Annotated in this window: 26 protein-coding genes, 1 tRNA gene and 1 pseudogene; 17 read left to right on the top strand and 11 right to left on the bottom strand. The window is 66.0% G+C overall.

What is annotated here, in order from left to right; translation table 11 throughout:
• Positions 1-266 precede the first annotated feature (266 nt).
• The 10 genes from thrS (at position 267) to ABIC90_RS01890 (ending at position 9,377) form a co-directional block, all read left to right on the top strand.
• Positions 267-2,174: a threonine--tRNA ligase gene (gene thrS, locus ABIC90_RS01845; protein WP_354352327.1), complete on the top strand. Its 1,908-nt coding sequence runs from the start codon at positions 267-269 to the stop codon at positions 2,172-2,174.
• Positions 2,175-2,275: 101 nt separating this feature from the next.
• The gene (gene infC, locus ABIC90_RS01850; RefSeq protein WP_354352608.1) at positions 2,276-2,899 is read left to right on the top strand and encodes a translation initiation factor IF-3; all 624 of its coding nucleotides are present in this window, start codon (positions 2,276-2,278) and stop codon (positions 2,897-2,899) included.
• A gap of 152 nt (positions 2,900-3,051) precedes the next feature.
• Positions 3,052-3,255 carry a 50S ribosomal protein L35 gene (rpmI, locus tag ABIC90_RS01855; protein WP_007832497.1) on the top strand — a complete coding sequence of 68 codons (204 nt, stop codon included), beginning with the start codon at positions 3,052-3,054 and terminating at the stop codon, positions 3,253-3,255.
• A 24-nt stretch (positions 3,256-3,279) separates the two neighbouring features.
• Positions 3,280-3,639, top strand: a complete 360-nt coding sequence (gene rplT / locus ABIC90_RS01860; RefSeq protein ID WP_007832499.1) for a 50S ribosomal protein L20 — start codon at positions 3,280-3,282, stop codon at positions 3,637-3,639.
• Between the two features lie 113 nt (positions 3,640-3,752).
• Positions 3,753-4,829, top strand: coding sequence for a phenylalanine--tRNA ligase subunit alpha (gene pheS, locus ABIC90_RS01865; protein WP_354352328.1), 1,077 nt, complete (start codon positions 3,753-3,755; stop codon positions 4,827-4,829).
• 38 nt (positions 4,830-4,867) lie between these two features.
• Positions 4,868-7,309, top strand: a complete 2,442-nt coding sequence (pheT, locus tag ABIC90_RS01870) for a phenylalanine--tRNA ligase subunit beta (RefSeq protein WP_354352329.1) — start codon at positions 4,868-4,870, stop codon at positions 7,307-7,309.
• Between the two features lie 2 nt (positions 7,310-7,311).
• The gene (locus tag ABIC90_RS01875) at positions 7,312-7,686 is read left to right on the top strand and encodes an integration host factor subunit alpha (RefSeq protein ID WP_354352330.1); all 375 of its coding nucleotides are present in this window, start codon (positions 7,312-7,314) and stop codon (positions 7,684-7,686) included.
• A gap of 73 nt (positions 7,687-7,759) precedes the next feature.
• Positions 7,760-8,215: a MerR family transcriptional regulator gene (locus ABIC90_RS01880; protein WP_354352609.1), complete on the top strand. Its 456-nt coding sequence runs from the start codon at positions 7,760-7,762 to the stop codon at positions 8,213-8,215.
• Positions 8,216-8,241: 26 nt separating this feature from the next.
• Positions 8,242-8,318 (top strand) — tRNA-Pro (locus tag ABIC90_RS01885).
• A 186-nt stretch (positions 8,319-8,504) separates the two neighbouring features.
• Positions 8,505-9,377 (top strand): glucose 1-dehydrogenase, encoded by an 873-nt coding sequence (locus ABIC90_RS01890; RefSeq protein ID WP_354352331.1) that lies wholly within the window; start codon positions 8,505-8,507, stop codon positions 9,375-9,377.
• On the opposite strand, the gene ABIC90_RS01895 is transcribed toward ABIC90_RS01890, so the two are convergent.
• Complete coding sequence (locus ABIC90_RS01895; RefSeq protein ID WP_354352332.1) at positions 9,370-9,990, bottom strand: cysteine hydrolase family protein; 621 nt, start codon at positions 9,988-9,990, stop codon at positions 9,370-9,372. The genes ABIC90_RS01890 and ABIC90_RS01895 overlap by 8 nt on opposite strands.
• A gap of 184 nt (positions 9,991-10,174) precedes the next feature.
• On the opposite strand from ABIC90_RS01895, the gene ABIC90_RS01900 reads away from it, so the two are divergent.
• A complete protein-coding gene (locus ABIC90_RS01900; RefSeq protein ID WP_354352333.1) occupies positions 10,175-10,660 on the top strand; it encodes a DUF421 domain-containing protein in 486 nt (161 codons plus the stop codon).
• Positions 10,661-10,678: 18 nt separating this feature from the next.
• Here ABIC90_RS01900 and ctaD read toward each other — a convergent pair.
• The 3 genes and pseudogenes from ctaD to ABIC90_RS01915 all read right to left on the bottom strand — a co-directional run bounded on the left by ctaD (position 10,679) and on the right by ABIC90_RS01915 (position 14,552).
• Positions 10,679-13,222: pseudogene (gene ctaD, locus ABIC90_RS01905) on the bottom strand (cytochrome c oxidase subunit I).
• Positions 13,201-14,136: a cytochrome c oxidase subunit II gene (locus tag ABIC90_RS01910; RefSeq protein ID WP_354352334.1), complete on the bottom strand. Its 936-nt coding sequence runs from the start codon at positions 14,134-14,136 to the stop codon at positions 13,201-13,203. The pseudogene ctaD and the gene ABIC90_RS01910 overlap by 22 nt, the downstream one beginning before the upstream one ends.
• Positions 14,133-14,552, bottom strand: coding sequence for a c-type cytochrome (locus ABIC90_RS01915; RefSeq protein ID WP_354352335.1), 420 nt, complete (start codon positions 14,550-14,552; stop codon positions 14,133-14,135). Before ABIC90_RS01915 ends, ABIC90_RS01910 begins: the two co-directional genes overlap by 4 nt.
• Before the next feature lie 74 nt (positions 14,553-14,626).
• On the opposite strand from ABIC90_RS01915, the gene ABIC90_RS01920 reads away from it, so the two are divergent.
• Positions 14,627-15,490 (top strand): c-type cytochrome, encoded by an 864-nt coding sequence (locus tag ABIC90_RS01920; RefSeq protein ID WP_354352336.1) that lies wholly within the window; start codon positions 14,627-14,629, stop codon positions 15,488-15,490.
• A 48-nt stretch (positions 15,491-15,538) separates the two neighbouring features.
• Here ABIC90_RS01920 and ABIC90_RS01925 read toward each other — a convergent pair whose 3' ends face one another.
• The 4 genes from ABIC90_RS01925 to acs form a co-directional block, all read right to left on the bottom strand.
• Positions 15,539-15,976 carry a PPC domain-containing DNA-binding protein gene (locus tag ABIC90_RS01925; RefSeq protein ID WP_354352337.1) on the bottom strand — a complete coding sequence of 146 codons (438 nt, stop codon included), beginning with the start codon at positions 15,974-15,976 and terminating at the stop codon, positions 15,539-15,541.
• 213 nt (positions 15,977-16,189) lie between these two features.
• Entirely contained in the window at positions 16,190-16,387 is a 198-nt protein-coding gene (locus ABIC90_RS01930) for a YgaP family membrane protein (protein ID WP_436318159.1), read from the bottom strand.
• A 15-nt stretch (positions 16,388-16,402) separates the two neighbouring features.
• A complete protein-coding gene (locus ABIC90_RS01935; protein ID WP_354352338.1) occupies positions 16,403-16,831 on the bottom strand; it encodes a universal stress protein in 429 nt (142 codons plus the stop codon).
• A 6-nt stretch (positions 16,832-16,837) separates the two neighbouring features.
• Entirely contained in the window at positions 16,838-18,814 is a 1,977-nt protein-coding gene (gene acs, locus ABIC90_RS01940; protein WP_354352339.1) for an acetate--CoA ligase, read from the bottom strand.
• A 135-nt stretch (positions 18,815-18,949) separates the two neighbouring features.
• Between acs and ABIC90_RS01945 the strand changes: the two genes are divergently transcribed.
• Together ABIC90_RS01945 and ABIC90_RS01950 are read left to right on the top strand one after the other, a co-directional pair.
• Positions 18,950-19,270, top strand: coding sequence for a DUF485 domain-containing protein (locus ABIC90_RS01945; protein WP_354352340.1), 321 nt, complete (start codon positions 18,950-18,952; stop codon positions 19,268-19,270).
• A gap of 17 nt (positions 19,271-19,287) precedes the next feature.
• Positions 19,288-20,994: a cation acetate symporter gene (locus tag ABIC90_RS01950; RefSeq protein WP_354352341.1), complete on the top strand. Its 1,707-nt coding sequence runs from the start codon at positions 19,288-19,290 to the stop codon at positions 20,992-20,994.
• Positions 20,995-21,068: 74 nt separating this feature from the next.
• Here the strand turns inward: ABIC90_RS01950 and ABIC90_RS01955 are convergent, their stop codons facing one another.
• Positions 21,069-21,329, bottom strand: a complete 261-nt coding sequence (locus ABIC90_RS01955) for a hypothetical protein (RefSeq protein WP_354352342.1) — start codon at positions 21,327-21,329, stop codon at positions 21,069-21,071.
• 318 nt (positions 21,330-21,647) lie between these two features.
• Between ABIC90_RS01955 and ABIC90_RS01960 the strand changes: the two genes are divergently transcribed.
• Positions 21,648-21,803: a hypothetical protein gene (locus tag ABIC90_RS01960; protein ID WP_354352343.1), complete on the top strand. Its 156-nt coding sequence runs from the start codon at positions 21,648-21,650 to the stop codon at positions 21,801-21,803.
• Positions 21,800-22,105: a high-potential iron-sulfur protein gene (locus tag ABIC90_RS01965; protein ID WP_354352344.1), complete on the top strand. Its 306-nt coding sequence runs from the start codon at positions 21,800-21,802 to the stop codon at positions 22,103-22,105. The genes ABIC90_RS01960 and ABIC90_RS01965 overlap by 4 nt, the downstream gene beginning before the upstream one ends.
• Positions 22,106-22,134: 29 nt before the next feature.
• Here ABIC90_RS01965 and ABIC90_RS01970 read toward each other — a convergent pair whose 3' ends face one another.
• Positions 22,135-22,323: a hypothetical protein gene (locus ABIC90_RS01970; protein WP_354352345.1), complete on the bottom strand. Its 189-nt coding sequence runs from the start codon at positions 22,321-22,323 to the stop codon at positions 22,135-22,137.
• Positions 22,324-22,769: 446 nt separating this feature from the next.
• Here ABIC90_RS01970 and ABIC90_RS01975 point away from each other — a divergent pair, with 446 nt between their 5' ends.
• On the top strand, positions 22,770-22,976 hold the full coding sequence (locus ABIC90_RS01975) for a hypothetical protein (RefSeq protein ID WP_354352346.1): 207 nt from the start codon (positions 22,770-22,772) through the stop codon (positions 22,974-22,976).
• A gap of 34 nt (positions 22,977-23,010) precedes the next feature.
• Here ABIC90_RS01975 and ABIC90_RS01980 read toward each other — a convergent pair whose 3' ends face one another.
• Complete coding sequence (locus tag ABIC90_RS01980) at positions 23,011-24,207, bottom strand: glycoside hydrolase 100 family protein (protein ID WP_354352347.1); 1,197 nt, start codon at positions 24,205-24,207, stop codon at positions 23,011-23,013.
• Between the last annotated feature and the right edge of the window lie 66 nt (positions 24,208-24,273).

Genomic DNA, 24,273 nt, shown 5'->3' on the forward strand with positions numbered 1-24,273 from the left:
CCAACGAGGCAGCCAAGCCGGAGAAGGTCCGAGCCCGCGCCCAAGGCGGGCAGAAGTTAGAATCGCCGCCTCTGCACTCAACAAGAGCGAGAAAGGCACCTTGGTTATGACACCGCGAACTACTCCGCAAGGATTCAGCGGCTTTTTCCTCTTCGAAGCGGTCGAAGGAAAGAGCCGGTAGCCCGCGCTCGCTGGTTTCTTCCAGCTTCCAACCAAGCAAAGCGCGGCATCCACCGCGCTTTTTTGTTTTTCTCCCGAGGTTTCACATGATCCAGATCACGCTCCCCGACAACTCGCGCCGCGAGTTCCCAGGCCCGGTTTCGGTGGCCGAAGTGGCCCAGTCCATCGGCCCCGGCCTTGCCAAGATGACGGTGGCCGGCAAGATCGACGGCCGGCTCGTCGATGCCAGCGACTTCATCGACCATGACGCCAAGCTTCAGATCATCACGCCCAAGGACGAAGAGGGCCTGGAAATCATCCGGCACTCGACGGCCCACCTGGTCGGTCACGCGGTCAAGCAGCTCTACCCGACGGCCAAGATGGTGATCGGGCCTGTGATCGACGAGGGCTTCTACTACGACATCTCCTACGAGCGCCCTTTCACGCCCGAGGACATGGTCGCCATCGAGGCCCGCATGCGCGAGCTGATTGCGCAGGACTACGACGTGGTCAAGAAGATGACGCCGCGTGCCGAGGTGATCGAGGTCTTCACGTCGCGCGGCGAGGACTACAAGCTGCGCCTGGTCGAGGACATGCCCGACGAGCAGGCCATGGGCCTCTACTACCACCAGGAATACGTCGACATGTGCCGCGGCCCGCATGTGCCGAACACGCGCTTCCTCAAGGTCTTCAAGCTCACGAAGCTGGCCGGCGCCTACTGGCGCGGCGACGCCAAGAATGAGCAACTGCAGCGCATCTACGGCACGGCCTGGGCCGACAAGAAGCAACTCGACCAGTACATCCAGCGCATCGAAGAGGCCGAGAAGCGCGACCACCGCAGGCTGGGCAAGGAACTCGACTTGTTCCATATCGATGAAGTGGCGCCGGGTGTGGTGTTCTGGCACCCCAAGGGCTGGGCGGTCTGGCAGCAGGTCGAGCAGTACATGCGCGGCATCTACCGCGACACGGGCTACTGGGAAGTGAAGGGTCCGCAAATCCTGGACAAGAGCCTCTGGGAGAAGACGGGCCACTGGCAGAACTACCGCGACAACATGTTCACGACGGAGTCGGAAAAGCGCGAGTACGCGCTCAAGCCGATGAACTGCCCGGGCCACGTGCTGATCTTCAAGAGCGATCTGCGCAGCTACCGCGACCTGCCGCTGCGCTACGGCGAATTCGGCCAGTGCCACCGCAACGAACCCAGCGGCGCGCTACACGGGATCATGCGCGTGCGCGGCTTCACGCAGGACGACGGGCACATCTTCTGCACGGAAGACCAGATCCTCGATGAATGCATCGCGTACACGGAGCAGTTGCAGAAGGTCTATGCCGACTTCGGCTTCACGGACATCCTCTACAAGGTCGCCACGCGGCCCGAGAACCGCGTGGGCTCCGACGAGCTGTGGGACAAGGCCGAGCATGCGGTGATGGAATCGCTGCGGCGCTCGGGCGTCGACTTCATCATCTCGCCCGGCGACGGTGCCTTCTACGGCCCGAAGATCGAGTACACGCTGCGCGACGCCATCGGCCGCCAGTGGCAGTGCGGGACGATGCAGGTCGACTTCAACACGGCCGAGCGCCTGGGCGGCGAATACGTCACGGAGTCGAGCGGCCGCGCCCACCCCGTGATGCTGCATCGCGCGATCGTGGGCAGCCTGGAGCGCTTCATCGGCATGCTGATCGAACACCATGCCGGGGCGATGCCCGCATGGCTCGCTCCAGTGCAGGTGGCAGTGCTCAATATCAGCGAAGGGCAGGCCGATTACGCTGCGCAAGTTGCGAAAACGCTGCAAAATCAAGGGCTTAGGGTTCAGCTTGACCTGCACAACGAGAAGATTACGTATAAAATACGGAAGCATTCGTTGCAAAAGCTCCCTTACATCCTCGTCGTGGGCGACAAGGAAAAGGAAGCAGGTGCCGTCGCAGTGCGCGCCCGGGGAAATCAAGACCTCGGAGCAATGTCCCTCGAATCGTTCGTGCAACGGCTCGTCCAGGACGTTGCAGACAAGCGTTGATTTGCCTCTGAAACACCCCATATGTTTCCCAGCCAGATCGTGCCGCTTGTTCGCGAGGACTGACCGGCGTTCGCTACAGATTTTGTAGCAAATTTTGAAGGATTCTGACCATCGCTACTGCATTTCGCGACCGCCGCCACCGCGAGGAACGCCAACACCGCCTGAACCGGGAAATCATGGCCCCGGAAGTCCGCCTTGTAGGCCCGGAAAACGAGCCAATGGGTGTTATGAGTCTCTCCGAGGCCTTGCGCCTCGCTGGCGAGGCCGATGTGGATCTGGTGGAGGTCGTCGCGGCGGCCAACCCGCCGGTATGTCGCCTGATCGAGTACGGCAAGTTCAAGTACCACGAGCAGAAGAAAGCGGCCGAGGCGAAGTCGAAGCAGAAGGTCATCGAGGTCAAGGAAATCAAGTTCCGGCCCGGTACCGACGACGGCGACTACAACATCAAGATGCGCAACATCAAGCGCTTTCTTGATGAGGGCGACAAATGCAAGATCACGCTGCGCTTCCGCGGCCGCGAGATCACGCACCAGGAGCTCGGTCTGGCACTCTTGCAGCGCATTCGCGACGAACTGGGCGACCTGATCATGGTCGAGCAATTCCCGAAGCTGGAAGGCCGGCAGATGATCATGATGATCGCGCCGGGCCGCAAGAAGGCCGGTGGCGGAGCGCCCAAGCCGGCAGCAGATGCTGCGCCGGCAACGGCACCCGCTGCAACCGCCTGAGGCGTTAGCAGCAGTTGAGGTTTTGAAGGGTTTCGCCGTTGCCGGCGCTTTGAAAGAAGCGCAGGCAGGGGCGAGATAAGAAGTGTCTCGGGGCCAACAAGTCCGTGGAGTATCCGCGGCGCCTCACGAGCACAAACTAAAGGAGCATTCACATGCCCAAAATGAAGACCAAGAGCAGCGCGAAAAAACGTTTCCGCGTTCGTCCCGGTGGCACCGTCAAGCGCGGTCAAGCCTTCAAGCGTCACATCTTGACGAAGAAGACCACCAAGAACAAGCGTCACCTCCGTGGTGCAGTCGCAGTGCATGAGACCAACATGGTTTCTGTCGCCGCCATGCTGCCCGGCCGTGGCATTTAACTCAGACGAACAAGGAGTACACACATGCCTCGCGTCAAACGTGGTGTAACGGCTCGCGCCCGCCACAAGAAAGTTCTCGCACTCGCCAAGGGTTTCCGCGGTCGCCGCGGCAATGTCTTCCGCGTCGCCAAACAGGCGGTGATGAAGGCGGGCCAATACGCCTACCGTGACCGCCGTACCAAGAAGCGCGTGTTCCGTCAGCTGTGGATTGCGCGTATCAACGCCGCCTCGCGTGAACTGGGCCTGACCTACAGCCAGTTCGCCAACGGCATCCGCAAGGCCGGTATCGAGATCGACCGCAAGATGCTTGCGGACATCGCCGTGCACGACAAGGCCGCTTTTGCCGGCATCGTGGAGCAGGTCAAGGCCAAGCTGGCTGCTTGATTCTGCACAGCAGGGGTGCTGCCTCCGGGCAGCTTCCTGCGCCCACGGCTCAAGGGCTGGCGCTTGAAAAGGCTCCAGCTCTTTTTTATTTCCCCTCGAAGATTTTTGTTGCCATGAACGAGTTGGACTCCCTTGCAGCCACCGCACGCGCCGCCTTCGCCGAAGCGAAAACGCCCGCCGAGCTCGAAAACGCCAAGGCCCAGTTCCTCGGCAAGTCGGGCCGCATCACCGAGTTGATGAAGGGCATGGCCGCGCTGAGCGTCGAAGAGAAAAAGTCCCGCGGCGCCGCAATCAACGTGGCCAAGCAGGCCATCGAGTCCGCATTGACCGATCGCCGCCAGCAACTGGCCGACGAAGAACTCTCCCTCCAACTGCGCGCCGAAGCGCTCGACGTGAGCCTGCCCGGCCGTCGCCATGCCTCAGGCGGGCTGCACCCCGTGAGCCGCACCCTGGAGCGCATCGAAGAGATCTTCTCGAGCATGGGCTTCGACGTGGCCGACGGCCCCGAGATCGAGAGCGACTGGCACAGCTTCACCTCGCTCAACAACCCGCCGAACCATCCTGCGCGTTCGATGCAGGACACCTTCTACGTCGACATCCACGGCGAAGACGGCATTCCCTACAACCTGCGTCCGCACACCAGCCCGATGCAGGTGCGCTATGCGCATCAGCACATCAAGAAGCACGCGGCCGAATTCGCAGCTGCTGCCGCCGACACCACCGGCACCGCCAAGGCGCCCGAGATCCGCGTGATCGCGCCCGGCCGCACCTACCGCGTCGACAGCGACGCCACCCACTCGCCCATGTTCCACCAGTGCGAAGGCCTGTGGCTCGGCGAGAACGTGAGCTTCAAGGACCTGAAGGTGGTCTTCACCGACTTCTGCCGTACCTTCTTCGAGCGCGACGACCTCGTGCTGCGCTTCCGACCCAGCTTCTTCCCGTTCACCGAGCCCAGCGCCGAGATCGACATCCAGTTCGCCAGCGGTCCGCTGGCCGGTCGCTGGCTCGAGGTCGCGGGCTCGGGCCAGGTGCATCCGAACGTCGTTCGCAACATGGGGCTGGACCCCGAGCGCTACATCGGCTTCGCCTTCGGCATGGGCCCCGACCGGCTCACGATGCTGCGCTACGGCGTGAACGACCTGCGCCTCTTCTTCGACGGCGACCTGCGTTTTCTCTCGCAGTTCCAGTAAGCACCCATCCATAAAAAAACCAGATCGAGATCGAAGAGATGCAATTCCCGGAATCCTGGCTGCGCGAGTTCTGCAACCCGCCCCTCGACAGTGCCGCACTGGCCGAAACGCTCACCATGGGCGGCTTCGAGGTCGAAGAGCGCCGCCCGGTGGCGCCGCCTTTCACGCGCATCGTGGTCGGTGAGATCAAGGAAGCGGTGCAGCACCCCAACGCCGATCGCCTGCGCGTGTGCCAGGTCGATGCGGGCCAGGGCGAGCTGCTCAACATCGTGTGCGGCGCACCCAACGCGCGCGTCGGCATCAAGGTGCCGTGCGCACTCGTTGGCGCAGAGTTGCCGCCGGGTGAAGACGGCAAGCCCTTCCTCATCAAGCTGGGCAAGCTGCGCGGCGTCGAGAGCCAGGGCATGCTGTGCTCGGGCAGTGAACTGAAGCTGAGCGAAGACCACGGCGGCCTGCTCGAACTCGACGCCGACGCGCCCATCGGCGCCGACGTGCGCGATGTGCTCAAGCTCGACGAAGCGCTGCTCACGCTCAAGCTCACGCCCAACCTCGCGCACGGCCTCAGCGTGTACGGCGTTGCGCGCGAACTCGCGGCGCTGACCGGCGCGCCGCTCAAGACGCCGGCCATCGCGCCCGTGGCCACGTCGTTCAACGACGTGCTGCCGGTCAAGGTCGAAGCGCCCGAGCTCTGTGGCCGCTTCTCGGGCCGCATCGTGCGCGGCGTGAACACCCAGGTCGCCACGCCGGCCTGGATGGTGGAGCGCCTCGCGCGTTGTGGCCAGCGCAGCGTGACGCCGCTGGTGGACATCTCGAACTACGTGATGTTCGAGTACGGCCAGCCCAGCCACATCTTCGACCTCGACAAGATCCATGGGGGCCTCACGGTGCGCTGGGGCAAGGCCGGCGAGCAGCTCAAGCTGCTGAATGGCACGACCATCACCGTCGACGACAAGGTGGGCGTGATCGCCGACGACCGCGAAGTCGAATCGCTCGCCGGCATCATGGGCGGCGATGCCACCTCGGTGTCCGACGACACCCGCAACATCTACGTCGAGGCGGCGTTCTGGTGGCCCGAAGCCGTGCAGGGCCGTTCGCGCCGCTTCAACTTCTCGACCGACGCAGGCCATCGCTACGAGCGCGGTGTCGATCCAAGCCGCAGCGTTGAGATCATCGAGCGCATCACGCAGCTCGTCATCGACATCTGCGGCGGTGAAGCCGGCAAGATGGACGACCAGACGCTCAATGTGCCCGCGGCCGTGCCTGTCACGCTGCGCGTGGCGCGCGCCGCACGCGTGATCGGCATGCCGCTGACGCAGGCGCAATGCGCCGATGCGCTGAGCCGTCTCGGCTTCGACATCACCGAAGGCGAAGGCACGTTGACCGTGACCCCGCCGCCGCACCGCTTCGACCTGCTGATCGAGGAAGACCTGATCGAGGAAGTCGCGCGCCTGATCGGCTTCAACAACCTGCCGACCACCGCGCCGCTTGCGCCCATCACCGCCCGCGTGCGGCCTGAAGCGCAGCGCAGCCGATTTGCCGTGCGCCGCAGCATCGCGGCACTGGGCTATCAGGAAACCATCAACTTCAGCTTTGTCGAAGCGCACTGGGAGCAGGACCTCGCCGGCAACGCCAACCCGGTCAAGCTGCTGAACCCCATCGCCAGCCAGATGAGCGTGATGCGCTCATCGCTCATCGGCTCGCTGCTGCAGGTGCTCAAGTTCAATCTCGATCGCAAGGCGCCGCGTGTGCGCGTGTTCGAACTGGGCCGCGTGTTCATGCGCGACGACAGCGTCGTCACCACCGACAGCACCGTGCGCGGCGTCAACCAGCCGATGCGCGTGGCGGGCCTCGCATGGGGCGATGCCGGCGAGTCGCGCTGGGACGGCAAGGGCCAACGCGTGGATTTCTACGACGCCAAGGGCGACGTCGAAGCGCTGCTCGCACCGCTGGTGCCGAGCTTCGAGCCGGCCGAGCATCCTGCGCTGCACCCGGGCCGCTCGGCTTGTGTCCTCATCGACGGCAAGCGCATTGGCTTCGTCGGCGAACTGCATCCGCGCTGGCGCCAGAAGTGGGACTTCGCGCAGGCGCCGGTGCTGTTCGAACTCGACCTGGACGCCGTTGCCGCACGCCCGGTGCCTGTGGCACAACCGGTGCCCAAGCACCAGGCGGTGGAGCGCGACATCGCCATCGTGGTCCCCGAGGCCGTCACGCACGATGCGTTGATGCAGACCATTCGCGCCGTCGTGCCGGCGCAGGGCCTGCTGCGCGACGCGGCGCTGTTCGACATCTACCGTCCGCAGCCACTGCGCGATGGCGCCGTCGCGGCACCCGGCGCATTGGCGCAGGGCGAGAAGAGCATGGCGGTTCGCTTGAGCTTCCAGAGCGACAGCGCCACCCTGACGGACGAGCAGGTCGAGCCTGCGGTCCGCGCAATCGTCGAACAATTGGGCGCCAAGCTGGGCGGCCGCTTGAGGGGATGAAGATGAACGCCGCCGAATTCACGCTCGAAGCCCTCGAAACGCCGGCGCTTACCAAGGCGCATCTGGCCGACCTGCTGTTCGAGCAGATCGGCTTGAACAAGCGCGAGTCCAAGGACATGGTCGAGGCCTTCTTCGAGCTCGTGGCCGGCAGCCTGATCGAAGGCACCGACGTGAAGATCTCGGGCTTTGGCAACTTCCAGATCCGCGTGAAGGCGCCGCGGCCCGGTCGCAATCCGCGCACCGGCGAAGCCATTCCGATCGGCGAGCGCCGCGTTGCCACCTTCCATGCGAGCGCCAAGCTCAAGGAGCAGATCCATGGAAGCATCGAGCAGCAGGGTGGCCCTTCGGAAGTCGAGTGGAGCCTGGGCGCCGAATAGTGCTTGGTGCTCGGCGGTTGCGTAGAGTAATCTCTCAGGTTTGCCGCGCACCGTATTGATTTCAATGGAAATAATGGAGAAAGCGCTCCCGCCGATTCCCGTCAAACGCTACTTCACCATCGGTGAGGTCGGCGAACTCTGCGGCGTCAAGCCGCATGTGCTGCGCTACTGGGAGCAGGAGTTCACGCAGTTGCGGCCGATGAAGCGTCGCGGCAACCGTCGCTACTACCAGCACCACGAAGTGCTCATGATCCGCCGCATCCGCGACCTGCTCTATGACCAGGGTTTCACGATCAGCGGCGCACGCAACAAGCTTCAGGAATTGGCGCAGGGCGAGCGCGATCGCCGCAAGGCGGGCGAAGTGCCGCTCGAAGGCATGGAAGCGATCGAGATCGACCAGGAAGAATTCGAAGCCGCTTTGCACGACAACCCCGACCAGGGTGCGCCGCGCACCGTCGATCTGTCGCAGTTGTTGCACCTTCGGCGCGAACTCTTTGAAATTCGTGAGCTGCTGACCGTCGGACACTGATTTCCGCCGGCTATAATTGCGGGCTTCGGTGTGTGGCGCAGCCTGGTAGCGCACTTGCATGGGGTGCAAGGGGTCGAAGGTTCGAATCCTTTCACACCGACCAATGATTGACAGGGGTTAGCAGCGTAATAGTTGCTAACCCCTTTGTCGTTTTTGACATCCGGCGCTTTCGGCGTTTCGTCGAACCTCGCGGACAGTCGGGCATTTGTCCGACTGAAGCATGCCGCTCGGTGCGTAGTTTTCAACGTTCGACTTGTTATAGAAATCGACCACTGAAACGGAGCGCACCATGACAGAGCCCCTGCACGCAGGCCCCCGGCCGCCATTCGATACGCCCGAACAATCGCCACCCGGCCTGGAGTCGGAGATGAACCCCCGCCCGGATTTCGGCGAGTCCTCCTATGTCGGCACCGGCAAGCTCAAGGGCAAGGCCGCGCTCATCACCGGCGGCGACAGCGGCATCGGGCGGGCTGTGGCGCTCGCCTTCGCGCGAGAGGGGGCGGACATCCTCATCTCCTACCTGCCGGAAGAAGAGTCGGACGCGCAAGTCTGCAAGCAGCTCGTCGAGGCGGAAGGGCGCGTGTGCGTCGCGGTGCCCGGCGACATTTGCGAAGAAGCGCAGTGCAACCGCCTCGTGGCCACCGCGATCGAGCGCTTCGGCAAGCTCGACGTGCTGGTGAACAACGCCGCCTTCCAGATGTCCCACAAGGACCTGGGCGAGATCACTGCCGAGGAGTTCGACCGCACCTTCCGCACCAACGTCTACGCCAACTTCTTCCTCTGCAAGGCGGCATCGGCGCACATGCAGCCGGGCAGCGCGATCATCAGCACCGCGTCGGTCAACGCGGACAAGCCCAATGCCACGCTCGTCGCCTACGCGGCGACCAAGGGCGCCATCCAGAACATGTCGGGCGGCATGGCGCAGTTGCTGGCGGACAAGCGCATCCGCGTGAACTGCGTGGCGCCGGGGCCGTTCTGGACGCCGCTGATTCCCTCGACCATGCCGCCGGAAAAGGTCAAGGAGTTCGGCACGCAGACGCCCATGAAGCGGCCCGGCCAGCCGGCAGAGCTGCAGGCGGTGTATGTGCTGCTCGCGTCCGATCAGGCGAGCTACATCTCGGGCGCGACCATTCCGGTGACGGGCGGTGTGCCGTTCATTTGAGGCCGCGTGACCGGCGTGGAACCAGCCGGATGCGAGACCCGGGCGTCGTGGGCAGCTTCTGGAACTGCTCGATCTGGCGCAGCACGGTGTCGTTCCGCGCCACCGATTGCGACGCCACGCAATCGCGCGGTATCACGACCGCGTAGTCGCGCATCACCGCCTCCATCGCTGTCGCCAGCACGCACTGGTCGCTGGCCACGCCGGTAAGGATCAGGCGGCGCGCATCCAGGTGCTGCAGCAGCAAGTCGAGCGGCGTGCCGAAAAAGGCAGAGTGCTTGGGCTTCAGCACGAAGTAGTCGTCCGCATCGGGCTGCAGCGAGCTGGTGATCGCCGCGCCCGCGCCGCCTTGGCCCAGCGACAGGCCCACCAGCGCCGGAAAGTCCGAGCGCCACCGGCCGCGGTTGTCGTTGGCGTAGATCACGGGCACGCTCGCGCTGCGGCAGCGGGCCTTGAGCGCGGCGATGCGGGGTGCAATGGCCGCCGCGCGCGGCAGCAGTTTGTCGGCATCGGGAAAGTCCCAGCAATTGATCATGTCGATGATCAGCAGCGCGGTGTGGCCCGCTGCGTTTTCGGGGGCGAGCATGCCGGACGAACTGGAAGGACGGGAAGCCATGCGCCGTATTTTTCCATCGGCGATGTCGCGGCGGGGCTTCGTGGGCGCATCTTGCGGTGCCGTCCGACAGCGCAGCCCGCGTCAAAGGATTCCTGCCTGAGTGGGTCAAGCCGGCCGACAGCCAGCCCCCTGCGAGCGCCGCAAGGTGTGCAGCTTCGCGAAGAGAAGAAAGCGGAGGTCGCCCATGGATTCCTTGTCAGAGCTTTTTCGCATGGAGATGGATCCCTGGCACATGGTGCTCAGGGGCACATTGATCTACTGGTTTTTGTTGCTTGTGTTCCGCTTCCTGTTGCGGCGCGATGTAGGTTCTCTGGGCGTGGCAGACCTGCTTTTCGTGGTGCTGGTCGCGGATGCCTCCAGCAACGCCATGCAGGGCGAATACAGGACGGTCACGGACGGCGTGGTGCTGATCTGCACGCTGGTGGGCTGGAACTACCTCATCGACTGGGCCAGCTATCGCTCGCCCACCGTCTGGCGCATTCTTGAACCGCCACCCCAGCCCTTGGTGAAGCACGGACGCATCGTTCATCGAACGCTGCGGCGGGAGCTGATCACGGTGGATGAGTTGATGTCCAAGCTCAGGGAGAAGGGCATCGCCGAGCTGTCCGAAGTGCGCCTGGCAATGCTCGAAAGCGACGGCGAGTTGAGCGTTCGGAAGTACGGGCGTTGAGCGATGCGGGGTTCTCGATCAGCCGAGCACGACCGGTACAAGCTGCACCGTGAGCGCGCCGATGAGGCCCTGCGCGGTGACGCAGTGCCACATGAGCGCGGTGTTATCGAGCGTGGCGCGTGCCGTGGGCTGCAGCCTGCCGGTCCATGAACGCGCCAGCACGTAGCCGCCCATGAGCATCAGCAGGGCGACGTGAAAGGCCTGGTAGCCGAGCAGCATGCCGACCGTTGCACTCCAAGCCTGGTCGCGCGGGTCCAGGCCGGCCTTCCAGTGGCCCGCGAATTCGAATGCCAGCGCGCACGCCGCACAAAGCATGGCAAAGGCCACGAGCAGCCGCACGACACGCTGGCCGCCGTGGCAATCGCGTCCGCCGGGCGGAGGCCGTCTCAGCGTCCGCACCGCCACCGCCATGCCGGCAGAGCCCAGCAGCAGCAGCAGCATCGACGCAAGCGGCCAGCGCAGCGGCGGGAGCGCCGCGCCCGGCGGCGGGCACACCTCGGCCGCCATCGACAGGTGGATGTGCGCGAACAGGAAGGACACGAAGATCGTCATGTCCACCGCGATCAGCACGATCACGGCCCACCACGAATGCGAGGCGCGCCCCGTGGCGCCGACCGGGAGCCGCACGCCGTGTCCCACGTCGGCGGTGGCCGTCGGCGGCGGTTGGTCGGAGCCCCACAGCCAGCGAAGGATGGCGACGATGGCCAGCAGCCCGAAGGCGAACGCGAGCACCACCTGCGACGCGGTCAGGAGCAGGAAGAACCCCGCGGTGCCCACGGCCGCCACCACCGGCCACCAGCCGTCGGTGGGCAGCCTCAGCAGGTGCATCGGCCGCGCATCGCGCATGCTGGTGACCAGCGTCTCGCGTCCCCCGAACACGGTGCCCGGCAGCCAGTGCCGCCCGGCCTCGACCTGTTGCGGCAGGTCGGGCTCGCGCCACAGCGGGTAGAGCGAATCGACCTGGGGAATGCTGCGCACGCCGTAGTCGCGCGCGGGCAGCCATTCGAGCGTGCCCGCGCCCCAGGGGTTGCCGTGGTCCTTGTCGGGGCGGCGCAGGGTGCGCACCGCGTCGATGAGGAAGAGCAGCACGCCGGCCGCGAGCACGAAGGCGCCCACGGTCGAGGCCATGTTCAGCCCGTTCCAGCCCAGGTCGTCCGGGTAGGTGTAGATGCGGCGCGGCATGCCCATGAGCCCCGCGATGTGCATCGGAAAGAACGTGAGATTGAAGCCGCCGAACATCAGCCCGAACACCCAGCGGCCCCAGCGCTCCGAGAGGCGATGCCCGTTGAACACCGGTGCCCAGTAGTAGAAGCCCGCGAACACCGGGAACACCATGCCGCCGATCAGCACGTAATGCAGATGGGCCACGATGAAGTAGCTGTCGTGCGCCTGCCAGTCGAAGGGCAGCACCGCCACCATCACGCCGGTGAGCCCGCCCAGCACGAAGATGAAGTGAAAGCCCAGCAGGAACAGCGTGGGCGCATCGAGCGTGACGCGGCCGCGCCAGAAGGTGGCGATCCACGCGAACACCTGCATGCCGCTCGGAATGGCCACCATGAAGCTGGCCGCCGACACCACCAGCATCGAGACGTTGCCCAGCCCCGTGGTGAACATGTGGTGCGCCCACAGCAGGAAGCTCACCACGCCCACGCCGATGAGCGCCATCACCACCGCGCGGTGGCCAACGAGCGGCGTGCGCGCGAGCGTTGCCACCATCACCGAGACCATGCCTGCGGCGGGCAAAAAGATGATGTAGACCTCCGGGTGCCCGAAGAACCAGAACAGGTGCTGCCACAGCACCGGATCGCCGCCGCGCGCGGGAATGAAGAAGGGCCAGTCGAAGGCGCGCTCCATCTCCAGCAGCGTGGTGGCCGCGATCACTGCCGGGAACGCGAACACGATCATCAGCGCGCTCACCAGCATCGCCCACGCGAACACCGGCATGCGCATGAGCGTCATGCCCGGCGCGCGCGTGAAGAGGATGCCGATGATCAGCTCGATGGCCCCCGCGATGGCCGAGATCTCGATGAAGCCGATGCCCAGCAGCCACCAGTCCGCGCCCCGGCCCGGCGAGAACTACTTGCTCGTGAGCGGCGGGTACATGAACCAGCCGCCGTCGGGCGACTCGCCGAAGAAGATCGTGCAGAAGAAGGCCAGGCCGCCGATCGCATAGGCCCAGAACGCATAGGCCGAGAGACGCGGAAACGGCAGGTCGCGCGCGCCCAGCATGCCCGGCAGCAGGTAGACCGCGATGGCCTCGACGATGGGCACCGCGAAGAGAAACATCATCACGGTGCCGTGCATCGTGAAGAGCTGGTTGTAGGTTTGCGCGCCGATGAGGTCGTTCCCCGGCACCGCGAGCTGCGCACGCATCATCAGCCCCAGGATGCCGGCCAGCACGAAGAAGAGCATCGCCGTCGCGATGTAGAAGACGCCGATGTGCGTGTTGTTGACCGCCGAGAGCAGGCGCCAGCCGCGCGGCGCGCGCCACGCGCGTTCCAGCGCTTCGCGTTCGCCTTCGGGGCGTTCGGTGGAATCGGTCATTTCAGTTGGACTAGCCATGCGGCAATGGACTGCAGGGTCGCCGCGTCGATGCGGCCGCTCGACGAAGGCATGCGCGCGCCGGGCTTGAGCTGCTGCGTGTGGGCGACCCAGGCGGCGAGCTGTTCGGGTGTGTTGGGCACCGTGCCCGCGCCCAGGTACAGGCGGCTTCCGATGTGGGTGAGGTCGGGGCCGAGTCGGCTCTCTTCGCTCACGCCGCGCACCGTGTGGCAGGCATTGCAGCGGTTCGCGAGAAAGGCTTCGCGGCCGCGTTCGATGTCGGGGGAGGGCGGCGGTGCCGCGGGCCTGGCCTGCGCGGCCAGCCATGCATCGAAGGCCGCGGGCTCTTCGGCCACCACATGCAGCGCCATGCGCGCATGCTGCTCGCCGCAGTATTCGGCGCACTGCCCGCGGTAGGTGCCGGGGCTGCCGGCCTGCAGCAGCAGGTGCTGCACGCGGCCGGGCAGCATGTCCATCTTGCCGCCCAGCGCGGGCACCCAGAAGCTGTGGATCACGTCCGCGCTGCCGAGGCCAAAGTACACCGGCCGCCCGACGGGAATGCGGATCTCGTTGGCAGTGGCGATCTCGGCGCCCGTGGCTGGGTCGCGGTAGCGCACCTCCCACCACCACATGTGCGCGGTGATGCCGACGATGAGCGCATCCTTCGGCGGCACGGCCCGCCATGTCGGGCGGTGCCACTCGCTGTACGCAAACAGCGCCACCAGCACCACCACCGGAAAGACGACCCCGCCGCCGATGACCCACAGGCGCGCGTTCAAGGTGCCGGCATGCCTGCGGGCCGCCAGCGCGAGCAGCGCCATCACGCCAATGAAGATCACCGTCGCACCCACGACGAGCACGCCGGTGACGCCCAGCAGCGTGTCGGCGACCGGCCCCGCGGCCTGGAGTGCGGATTGCGAAGGCGAGTTGCTCATTCGAGCGCCAGCAGGTAGGCCGCCATGTCGCGAGCGTCGGCGGGAGACACGCCCATGGAAGGCATCACGGTGCCGGGCACCAGCGAGGCGGGCGCAACGATCCAGTGGGCCAGCGTGTCCGGGCGGTTCGGCACGCGGCCGGCGATGTAGCTGCGCCGCCCGAAAGCGGTGAGCGGCGGGCCGGCCGCGCCCTGTGCGATCGGCACGCCGGGAATGGCATGGCAGCTTCCGCACTGGTATTGCCCGAGCAGCCGCTGGCCCGCGATGCGTTGCGCCGAGGATGCGCCGCCGTACGGCAACGCGCGCTCGGTGAGTTCGCAGCCGCTCGCGAAGGCTGCGAGCAACAGCACGGCAGACACCGGAAGCGCCCGATGCATGAGCGGGGCACCGGTGACGGCGGCGGCGTAGAAGGCCATCTTCAGATTCTGCGAGCGCGGACGCGGCTTGCGCCGACACGGATGCGCTGGTCCGCGTCAGACAATGCCGCCAAATGGGCACGCCCAAGACCATTCTTCTCACCGTCGCGGCGCTCGGCCTGGCTGCGGGCGCGGGTGCGGCATGGATGGTGTGGGGCGGCCTCTACAACGTCTCCGCAACAGTGCAGCACACGCAGCCGGTGTACTCGCTGCTGGAGACGGCGATGCGGCAGTCGGTTCGCCTGCGGGCGCGCGGCATCGAGCCACCGAAGCTCGACGACGACGGGATGGTGGTGCGCGGCGCCGCCTGCTACCGCGAAAAGTGCGTGCAATGCCATGGCGCACCGGGCGTGGCCCAGGGCGACATCGGCAAGAGCATGCAGCCGCTGCCCGGCCCGCTCGTGGATGCACGCCAGCGCTGGAATGCGCGCGAGCTCTACTGGGTGACGAAGAACGGCATCAAGATGAGCGGCATGCCCGCATGGGAGTACCGCCTGTCCGACGAAGACCTGTGGACGCTGGTCGCATTCGTCGAACGGTTGCCCGACATGACGCCAGAGCAGTACGCGGAAGCGAGCGCGCCCATGGTGCCATCGGGGCAGGGCGCTCCCACCGGGCCGGCGTGCGGACCGGGGCCGCGCGCTGCCGGCGATGCACACGACAGCGTACGCCGCGGCCAGCGCGCCCTCACGCAATACGCCTGCAACGCGTGCCACACGATTCCCGGCACCACGGGTTCTTTTCCCAACGTCGGGCCGCCGCTGGACGGCATGGCCAGGCGCGCGATGATCGGCGGCAAGCTCGCCAACACGCCGGACAACATGGTGCGGTGGTTGCGCCACACGCGCACCGTCGATCCACTCACCGCCATGCCCGAGATGGGCGTGACCGAGCAGGACGCGCGGGATATTGTGGCCTATCTGGCGACGCTCGACTGACGCTGCCGGTTCCGCACGACGTCGCTGTCTGCTGCCTTTCCGGCCCGCTCAGGCGTCGATGTCGATCAGGGCCAATCCGGTTTCGCGGTTGCAGGTCTTTCGCAGATAGCCCGGTGACTCGATCAGCAGCACCTCGAGCGTCGGTCGCACGGTGGCCTGGAGCAGATGCCCGCCGACCGTGCTGCCGTCGCGCCGCCCAAGGACCACATGCGCATGCACCGTCGGCTGATCGCCATCGAGCGCGATGTCGCCGTTGAGAGAGAGCACCTCGACCTGCTCGTCGACGGCGATGCGGTCGTAGTCTTTTCGCTCCCAGTCGAAGTAGCCGAGCACCGCTGTCTGCAGCGCACCGATTGCGCTGAAGCGGCTGGCCGACAGCGCATGCTCCTTCGCGAATTGCTCGAGGATGGGGACGACCTCGTCTCCCTTTTCGAACACCAGAGCGATGGTTCGCTCGGGCCCCTTGTTGAGAATCTTGGATTTCATCAGGACGAGTTCCTTTGGTTTCGAGCGCGTGCAGATTGCAGGTCTATTCTTCTGCGGGCGCCGATGTGTAGGACAAGGTCCAGAAAGCCGGTGGTGCAAACAAGGCGTTGACCTGTGAAGTGTCGCGGCGGCGCGTGGCTGCAAGAACGCGCTCCATGACCAGCACACGATGCCCCGCGATACGACCATGGAGGCCGTATCCGATCTACAGCCTCACCTGCGCGCGCAGGTGCTGAAGCCAAGCAGCGAGTAGGCCGGGCAACTGCCAAGCACGCCTGTCAGCAGCGGCACCACGCCGATGTAGCCCCATGGACCGACGATCTCCATGGCGGCCAGCCCGATCAGCAAGACACCCCCGCCGATGCGCAAAGCGCGGTCGAGGGTTCCGACGTTGTTCGACAGGAAGGACATGGTTTTTCTCCGTATTCACTTGACGATCACGACGGGCTGCTTCGCGTTCGCGAGCACGCGTTGCGCTACCGAGCCGAGCAGCAGATCCGCCACGGCGCTGCGGCCCTTCGAGCCCAAAACGATCATGTCGAACTTGCCTTGATTGGCGCAGTCGACGATCTCCTGCGCCACGTGGCCGGTGCGGATCTCCATGTCATAGCCGATGCCGTCGGCCTTCAGCAGCTTTCTGGCAGGTTTGAGTTCCTTCTCGCTGAGCTCGCGCAGATAGTCCGCGACCTCCGCCTTGCCGACGAAGGCCCTGGCATGGCGCAGGCCGGTGTCGTCATGCACGCTGATGAGCGTGATCTTGTTCGACGCGGTGCGCAGCAGATGCGCGAGCCTGATCGCGTACTTGACGGCGCGCTGCGAGTTCCTGGATCCGTCGATCGCAACAAGTAATTTCATGAGTGCTCAATGCGCCTCGGTCAGTTGATCGAGGATCGCGGGGTTTTCCAGCGTCGAGACGTCCTGCGTGATCGCTTCGTCCTTGGCCACCGAACGCAGCAGGCGACGCATGATCTTGCCGCTGCGCGTCTTGGGCAGGTTGTCGGCAAAGCGGATCTCCCGGGGCTTGGCGATGGGGCCGATTTCCTTGCCGATCCAGGCGCGAAGCTCAGCCGCCAGGCGGTCGGCTTCCGCGCCTGTGGGGCGTGGCTGCTTGAGCACCACGAAGGCGCAGATCGCCTCGCCCGTGGTCTCGTCGGGCCGGCCGACCACCGCGGCCTCGGCCACCAGGGCGGTGCAGGCCACCAGCGCCGATTCGATTTCCATCGTGCCCATGCGGTGGCCGCTGACGTTCAGCACGTCGTCGATGCGCCCGCCGATGGTGAAGTAGCCGGTGGCCGCATCGCGCGCGGCGCCGTCGCCGGCCAGGTAGTAGCCGCGCAGCTCCGGCGGGTAGTAGCTCGCGCGGTAGCGCGCGTCGTCGCCCCACACTGCGCGGATCATGCTGGGCCACGGCTTCTTGATGACCAGGAGGCCGCTCTCGCCGTTGGGCACATCGTTGCCGGTCTCGTCGACGATGGCCGCGGCGATGCCGGGAAAGGGCAGGGTGCAGGAGCCCGGCACCAGATCGGTGGCACCCGGCAGCGGCGTGATCATGTGGCCGCCGGTCTCGGTCTGCCACCAGGTGTCGAGCACCGGGCAGCGGCCGCCGCCCACATGCTTGTGGTACCACTCCCACGCCGCCGGGTTGATCGGCTCGCCGACCGAGCCCAGCACGCGCAGGCTGCGCAGGTCGTAGCGGTCGGGGTGGATGGCCGAGTTGGATTCGGCGGCCTTGATGAGCGAGCGGATGGCGGTGGGCGCGGTGTAGAAGACCGTGACCTTGTGCCGCTCGATCATCTGCCAGAAGCGCCCCGCATCGGGGAAGGTGGGCACGCCCTCGAACACCACCTCGGTCGCGCCGATGGCCAGCGGGCCGTAGGCGATGTAGGTGTGGCCGGTGACCCAGCCGATGTCGGCCGTGCACCAGAACACATCGTCGTCGTGCATGTCGAAGGTCCACTGGGTGGTGAGCGCCGCATGCAGCAGGTAGCCGCCGCTGCTGTGCTGCACGCCCTTGGGCTTGCCGGTGGAGCCCGAGGTGTAGAGCAGGAAAAGCGGATGCTCGGCGCCCACCCATTCGGGCTCGCAGCTGTCGCCTTGCGCCTCGGTGACTTCGTGCATCCACACGTCGCGCGGCGTCCAGGCAATGGCTGCACCGGTGCGGCGATAGACGATCACCGAGGTCACCGCCTCGCAGCCGCCGAGCGCCAGCGCCTCGTCGACCATCGCCTTGAGCGGCAACTGCTTGCCCGCGCGCACTTGCTGGTCGGCGGTGATGACCACCTGGGCGCCGGTGTCCGCGATGCGGTCGCGCAGCGCGTGCGCCGAGAACCCGCCGAACACCACCGAATGCACCGCACCCAGCCGCGCGCAGGCCTGCATGGCCACCACGCCTTCGACCGACATCGGCATGTAGATGACGACGCGGTCGCCCTTCTTCACGCCGCGCGCCTTCAGCGCGTTGGCCATGCGGCAGGTCTGCGCGAGCAGCTGCGCGTAGGTGGTGCGGGTGACCTTGCCGTCGTCCGACTCGAAGACGATCGCCACCTTGTCGCCCTTGCCGGCGGCCACCTGGCGGTCCAGGCAGTTCCACGACACGTTGAGGGTGCCGTCCTCGAACCAGCGGTAGTAGGGCGCGTCGCTGCTGTCGAGCACCTTCGTGAACGGCGTTTTCCAACCGATGAATTCGCGCGCCAGGCGGGCCCAGTAGCCCTCGTGGTCGGCCTCGGCTTCGGCCGCCAGGGCGTCGTACGCGGCGCGGCCGGCGATGTGGGCGGTGCGGGCAAGTGCTTGCGGCGGGGCGTAGGTCGCAAGGCGGGACGGGAGATCGGGTGCGTTCATGTCTCGTGTCTTTCGTGGGGGTGATGCGATCTTGCCGGCATCGATGAAGAAAACATTGCGCCAGCGCAAGCTTCGGCGCGGAGGTGCCGTTCCTAATTCGGTGGACACCGTTCGACATCCACCAGGAAATACCCCATGCAAGACGATCTGGTCGCGCGCATTGCCGCGCATCCGCAATACAAGCAACTCAGGCGCCGGCGCGACCGCTTCGGCTGGACGCTGGCGGTGCTCATGCTCGTCGTCTACTACGGCTTCGTGCTGCTGGTGGCCTTCGACAAGGAGTTCCTGGCGCGGCGCATCGGCGACGGCGTCATGACGCTGGGCATGCCGGTGGGCTTCGGCGTCATCGTCTTCACCGTGGCCATCACCGGCTACTACGTGCGCCGCGCGAACGCGGAGTTCGACACGCTCTCCGACGCCGTGGTGAAGGCCGTTCAGAAGGCGGTCAAGCCATGAACGCCGGTCTCCTTCGCATGCGATCCGTGCTCCTCTTTCTCGCGCTGGGCGCTGCCTCGGCAGCGGCACTCGCCGCGGGCGCGGACCTGGGCCAGCTCCAGCGGCAGCCCACCAACTGGACCGCGATCGGGATGTTCTCGATCTTCGTGGTGGGCACGCTCTTCATCACCAAGTGGGCCGCGGCGCGCACCCGCTCGGCATCGGACTTCTACACCGCCGGCGGCGGCATCACCGGCTTCCAGAACGGCCTGGCGATTGCCGGCGACTACATGTCGGCGGCGTCGTTCCTGGGCATCTCGGCCGCGGTGATGGCCACCGGCTTCGACGGGTTGATCTACTCCATCGGCTTTCTGGTCGGATGGCCGGTGATCACCTTCCTCATGGCCGAGCGGCTGCGCAACCTGGGCAAGTTCACCTTCGCCGACGTGGCGGCCTTTCGCTTCAAGCAGGCGCCGGTGCGCATCTTCGCGGCCTCGGGCACGCTGGTGGTGGTGGCGTTCTACCTGATCGCGCAGATGGTGGGGGCGGGGCAGCTGATCAAGCTGCTGTTCGGCCTGGAGTACTGGATCGCCGTGGTCATCGTGGGCTCGCTCATGATGGTCTACGTGCTCTTCGGCGGCATGACCGCCACCACCTGGGTGCAGATCATCAAGGCCTGCCTGCTGCTGGGCGGCGCGAGCTTCATGGCCCTGTCGGTGCTGTGGCACTTCGGCTTCAGCCCCGAGGCGATGTTCGCGGGCGCCGTCAAGGTCAAGACCGACCTGGCGCTCAAGGACGGCAAGACCGCGCAGGTGGCCGCGAGCATCGGGCAGTCGATCATGGGTCCGGGCAACTTCGTGAAGGACCCGATCTCGGCCATCTCCTTCGGCATGGCGCTGATGTTCGGCACGGCGGGCCTGCCGCACATCCTGATGCGGTTCTTCACCGTGCCCAGCGCCAGGGAGGCGCGCAAGTCGGTCATGTGGGCCACGGGCTGGATCGGCTACTTCTACCTGCTGACCTTCATCATCGGCTTCGGCGCCATCACCTTCGTGCTGACGAACCCCGACTTCCTCGACGCCAAGGGCGTGCTTCAGGGCGGCGGCAACATGGCGGCGATCCACCTGGCCAATGCGGTGGGCGGCAATGTGTTCCTGGGCTTCATCTCGGCGGTGGCCTTTGCCACCATCCTGGCGGTGGTGGCGGGCCTCACGCTCTCGGGCGCCTCGGCGGTGTCGCATGACCTGTATGCCACCGTCATCAAGAAGGGCGACGCGGGCAGCGCGGCCGAGTTGCGCGTGTCCAAGATCACCACGCTGGCGCTGGGCGTGCTGGCCGTGCTGCTGGGCATCGTGTTCGAGAAGCAGAACATCGCCTTCATGGTGTCGCTGGCCTTCGCCATCGCCGCCTCGGCCAACTTTCCGGTGCTTTTCATGTCGGTGCTCTGGAAGGGCTGCACCACGCGCGGCGCGGTGATCGGCGGCTTCCTCGGGCTGGTGTCCTCGGTGGGGCTGACGGTGCTTTCGCCTTCCGTCTGGGAGGCCACCTTCGGCTACCCCGTGGGCTCGGCGCCGTTTCCGTACACCTCGCCATGCCTGTTCTCGATGAGCATCGCGTTCGTGGGCATCTGGCTGTTCTCGGTGCTGGACCGCAGCGCGCGCGCCCGGGTCGACCGCGGCGGTTTCATCGCCCAGCAGGTGCGCTCGGAGACCGGCATCGGCGCGCATGGCGCGAGCGGGCATTGAGCCCACGGCTGCCGGAACGCCGGCAGCACCATCCGTCGAGGCGCGCCAGGGGCGGCGTGTTTACCTCTGGCTCCTCAGCAGGCTCCCTGCGCAGCCGATATGCGTTCGGGCGCTGCCGTGGACGGTGCCAGTCCCGCGCTGCCGGTGTCGAACCAGCGGAAGATCGAGTCGCCGCCGATCCTGACGGGCTTGCGCTCATGCAGGAAGCCCCTGGCAGGCTCGCCGCTGCTGTCCAGCGGGACGCCGGCGGCCAGGAGCATGGCGGTGCGCCGCAGCTCCGTGGATCCGAAGGGAATGCGGACGGTGATGTCGGGCGTCCAGTAGTGCGGCTGCATTTTCTTCTCCTGGGTAGGAGCGACCCGTCCATGGCGGCGCCGAAGTGCGGATCGCGGTTGCGAACGGCAACACTCTAGAAGTGCGCGCAGCCGGCGGCCTTGCGCTGGATCAAGGTCGCGCGCCGGGCTTCGGCTATTGCGGGAGCGCCATCGGGGGGGCTTGCGCCGCATCCCGGTGCGCGAAGACGGGGGCAACGCTAGCGGCATTGATCCTGCGCAAGGTCTCACGGGGGCGAGCGTTCAAGAATCAATGAACGACCGAACGCCGTCCCGGAATTCCCCGGCGACGGATCGACGACCCCACTCCGAGGCTGTGCCATGAACATCACGTTGAACGCGACCCTCCAGCTCCTGGGCTTCAGCATCGTCACCTTGCTGGCGACAGGCGCTCTGGTGCTCGGCGGGCTGAACGAGCTCAACCCCGCATCGGACAGCCCGGTCTTCGTTTCGCACATCGACAAGGAACCACGATGAACACCAGCCGCCGTACTTTCATGATCACGCTCGTCGCGGCGGGGGCGTCCGCGTCCGCGACGAACTCGCTGGCGCAGGCAACGCTCGATGAAAAAAATCCGCAGGCCATGGCCCTGGGCTATGCCGTCGATTCGTCGAAGGTCGATGCGAAGAAGTACCCGAAGCATGACAAGGCCCAGCTGTGCAATGGCTGCGCCCTGTGGCAATCGAAGCCGACGGACGCGCAGGGCAACTGCCCCTTGTTTGCGGGCAAGCAGGTCAGCGCCAAGGGCTGGTGCAGCGCTTGGGCCAGGAAGGCCTAGCTAGCGGGGGCCGAAGCGCGCAGGGGTTCTCAGGCGCGGGACACCTCGGGCGCCGGGTCTGCGGGCGGACAAGTCCGCTCTTCGATCCAGTGGGTCCCTGCGCCGAACACCTCGTTGCCCACCTCGGCCATGATTTCCAGGTCCCGGCGCAAGGCGGGCGTCTCGGGTGCCCAGCTCGCCGCTGCCTGTATCTGGTGCTTGAGGTGACTGACTTCCATCGCCCAACCCAGACGGATCTCCTTCGTTCCCGGTCTGGCGAGCTCAGGCATGTCTGGGGCCCACCCGGCAGAACAGAGGCCGGCGTGTGAAACGCACGATGTGGGCGATGGGATGCGCCATCAGTGTCGGGTCCTCCGGGTGGGGCGCGGGCGCGCCCATGGTTTCTGCGCGCCAGTATGTCCCAACATGGTGCGCCGAACCCCATATGCACCTTCCGATGACGTGGCTGCGGCCCGCGTCACCGTCATCTGCGGGGCGGGCCCAATAAAAAGCCCGCACGAGGCGGGCAAAGGTAGCCCTGAGAAGGGAGGAGGGAGAAAACGGCGGGCTACCGAAATGAAGTCTAACGCACTACATTCCAAAATTGTCAATTCTTCGTAACTGCGTATACATAGCGGTTAATTAGCGCTTCCCATTTGCGTGAGATAGAGGCAAAGTTCGCAGAATGAACAGAGCAGATGTGGCGAAACGACTTTCCAACCTGGCCGGCCCCGAGGTCGCAAAACCTTCCGATGAGACTGTCGCCCATGTCGTGGCACTGATTGGCAGCCTGAATACACAGAGTCCCCTCTACCAGCCCAATGTCGAAACACTCCTGAGCCTGGAGGCCACGATCTGGGCGCGGGAATGCGGCGCCAAGCTGCAGAACTGACGGTAAGTACCCGGGCAAGCACCGCCAGTCGGCGCTACCAGCTCGCGCCGTCCTTCTGCAGGGCGCGCCGGGCCAGCAGAAAAGCAGCCGCATTCCAGCTCTGCCCCGCCATGCCCATCGGCGCCAGCGTGTGGCCGTGGAACCACTCGGTAAAGCGCCAGTCGTCCAGCGCATTGACGTGCGCCAGCCGCACGAGCTCCGACCAGGCCAGCGCATGCTCCCCCAGCGTGGCCAAGGCCATCACCCAGAAGCCGCCCACAAAAGGCCAGATGCCGCCGTTGTGATACTGGTGCACGCTGTTCTGCTGATGGCGCGCCATGTAAGGGCGCCACAGTTCGTGCTGGCGCGACAGCGGATGCAGCACCACGCGCACCGGGTAGGGCTGCGAGGCATTCGCCTCCCCGATGGTCTGCACGATGCGGCGTCCCATCTCCGCGTCGGCCAGGCCGCTCTGCACTGCCAGCACATTGCCGAACACATCCCCCTCGTCGCCGACGACGGCCAGGTTGACGAAGCTCAGGTACAGGCCCGGGTCTTGCCGGCCACGGCGCGCGTAGTGCCGCAGCAAGCGGGCCCGGTGATATTCGGGCAGGTCCTGCTGGAAGGGGTTGAACAGGTGGTTGAAGTGGTGCCGCGTCGCTTCGGCGTGGTCCAGCGCAAAGCGGCGCTTCACGTCGTACCAGAGCGCGTTGGTGTACAGCACATAGCCCGAGCGCGGCATGATGTCGGCCCAGTCGCTGGCCTCGTTCTGCTGCAGCAGGCGAAAGTGCTGGTGCTCCTGCGCCAGCAGCCAGCCGATGGCGCGGCCCACGCCGTCCTCCCAATGCGAAGGCCCCACGCCGCCGTGCCGGCGCACATGGTCCACCGCAATCAGCCACCACAGCGTGGCGTCGATGCAGCCCAGATACCAGAAGTCCGCGTCCAGGCCTTCGGGGTCCACGTACTTGGGAATCTGTCCGTTGGCCGCCTGCTGCGCCGCGAGCGCATCGAGGCTGGCCACCGCGCCCTGTTCGAGTGCGGGCACGCCGCTGCCGCACATCGCCATCACGCAGATCGCGGCGTCGCGTCCGAAGATGCGGGTATAGCGCCGCGCCACCGCCGCCTCGGTGCGGCTGGCCGCCAGGATGCCGTGCGGCGTCAGGTTGCTTTGCAGCAGCTCGAGCGACGCCCGTGAGCAGGCGTCGATCAGGGCGATGTCGGAGGCGGAGAGGGAAGCGTCTGGGTTCGTCATGAGTGGCGTGTCGCGTCTCGGTGCGGTTCTACACCGGCATTCTCGCGACACCCGGCCGGGCGCGGC

The sequence above is a fragment of the Variovorax boronicumulans genome (genome assembly GCF_040544675.1).
Taxonomy (GTDB): Bacteria; Pseudomonadota; Gammaproteobacteria; order Burkholderiales; family Burkholderiaceae_C; genus Variovorax; species Variovorax boronicumulans_D.

What these genes read in the sequence shown, in the direction of transcription:
- thrS (WP_354352327.1), top strand. Translation starts at nt 267, where the DNA reads ATGATCCAGATCACGCTCCCCGACAACTCGCGCCGCGAGTTCCCAGGC.
- rpmI (WP_007832497.1), top strand. Translation starts at nt 3,052, where the DNA reads ATGCCCAAAATGAAGACCAAGAGCAGCGCGAAAAAACGTTTCCGCGTT.
- rplT (WP_007832499.1), top strand. Translation starts at nt 3,280, where the DNA reads ATGCCTCGCGTCAAACGTGGTGTAACGGCTCGCGCCCGCCACAAGAAA.
- pheS (WP_354352328.1), top strand. Translation starts at nt 3,753, where the DNA reads ATGAACGAGTTGGACTCCCTTGCAGCCACCGCACGCGCCGCCTTCGCC.
- pheT (WP_354352329.1), top strand. Translation starts at nt 4,868, where the DNA reads ATGCAATTCCCGGAATCCTGGCTGCGCGAGTTCTGCAACCCGCCCCTC.
- ABIC90_RS01875 (WP_354352330.1), top strand. Translation starts at nt 7,312, where the DNA reads ATGAACGCCGCCGAATTCACGCTCGAAGCCCTCGAAACGCCGGCGCTT.
- ABIC90_RS01880 (WP_354352609.1), top strand. Translation starts at nt 7,760, where the DNA reads ATGGAGAAAGCGCTCCCGCCGATTCCCGTCAAACGCTACTTCACCATC.
- ABIC90_RS01890 (WP_354352331.1), top strand. Translation starts at nt 8,505, where the DNA reads ATGACAGAGCCCCTGCACGCAGGCCCCCGGCCGCCATTCGATACGCCC.
- ABIC90_RS01895 (WP_354352332.1), bottom strand. Translation starts at nt 9,990, where the DNA reads ATGGCTTCCCGTCCTTCCAGTTCGTCCGGCATGCTCGCCCCCGAAAAC.
- ABIC90_RS01900 (WP_354352333.1), top strand. Translation starts at nt 10,175, where the DNA reads ATGGATTCCTTGTCAGAGCTTTTTCGCATGGAGATGGATCCCTGGCAC.
- ABIC90_RS01910 (WP_354352334.1), bottom strand. Translation starts at nt 14,136, where the DNA reads ATGAGCAACTCGCCTTCGCAATCCGCACTCCAGGCCGCGGGGCCGGTC.
- ABIC90_RS01915 (WP_354352335.1), bottom strand. Translation starts at nt 14,552, where the DNA reads ATGGCCTTCTACGCCGCCGCCGTCACCGGTGCCCCGCTCATGCATCGG.
- ABIC90_RS01920 (WP_354352336.1), top strand. Translation starts at nt 14,627, where the DNA reads ATGGGCACGCCCAAGACCATTCTTCTCACCGTCGCGGCGCTCGGCCTG.
- ABIC90_RS01925 (WP_354352337.1), bottom strand. Translation starts at nt 15,976, where the DNA reads ATGAAATCCAAGATTCTCAACAAGGGGCCCGAGCGAACCATCGCTCTG.
- ABIC90_RS01930 (WP_436318159.1), bottom strand. Translation starts at nt 16,387, where the DNA reads ATGTCCTTCCTGTCGAACAACGTCGGAACCCTCGACCGCGCTTTGCGC.
- ABIC90_RS01935 (WP_354352338.1), bottom strand. Translation starts at nt 16,831, where the DNA reads ATGAAATTACTTGTTGCGATCGACGGATCCAGGAACTCGCAGCGCGCC.
- acs (WP_354352339.1), bottom strand. Translation starts at nt 18,814, where the DNA reads ATGAACGCACCCGATCTCCCGTCCCGCCTTGCGACCTACGCCCCGCCG.
- ABIC90_RS01945 (WP_354352340.1), top strand. Translation starts at nt 18,950, where the DNA reads ATGCAAGACGATCTGGTCGCGCGCATTGCCGCGCATCCGCAATACAAG.
- ABIC90_RS01950 (WP_354352341.1), top strand. Translation starts at nt 19,288, where the DNA reads ATGCGATCCGTGCTCCTCTTTCTCGCGCTGGGCGCTGCCTCGGCAGCG.
- ABIC90_RS01955 (WP_354352342.1), bottom strand. Translation starts at nt 21,329, where the DNA reads ATGCAGCCGCACTACTGGACGCCCGACATCACCGTCCGCATTCCCTTC.
- ABIC90_RS01960 (WP_354352343.1), top strand. Translation starts at nt 21,648, where the DNA reads ATGAACATCACGTTGAACGCGACCCTCCAGCTCCTGGGCTTCAGCATC.
- ABIC90_RS01965 (WP_354352344.1), top strand. Translation starts at nt 21,800, where the DNA reads ATGAACACCAGCCGCCGTACTTTCATGATCACGCTCGTCGCGGCGGGG.
- ABIC90_RS01970 (WP_354352345.1), bottom strand. Translation starts at nt 22,323, where the DNA reads ATGGAAGTCAGTCACCTCAAGCACCAGATACAGGCAGCGGCGAGCTGG.
- ABIC90_RS01975 (WP_354352346.1), top strand. Translation starts at nt 22,770, where the DNA reads ATGAACAGAGCAGATGTGGCGAAACGACTTTCCAACCTGGCCGGCCCC.
- ABIC90_RS01980 (WP_354352347.1), bottom strand. Translation starts at nt 24,207, where the DNA reads ATGACGAACCCAGACGCTTCCCTCTCCGCCTCCGACATCGCCCTGATC.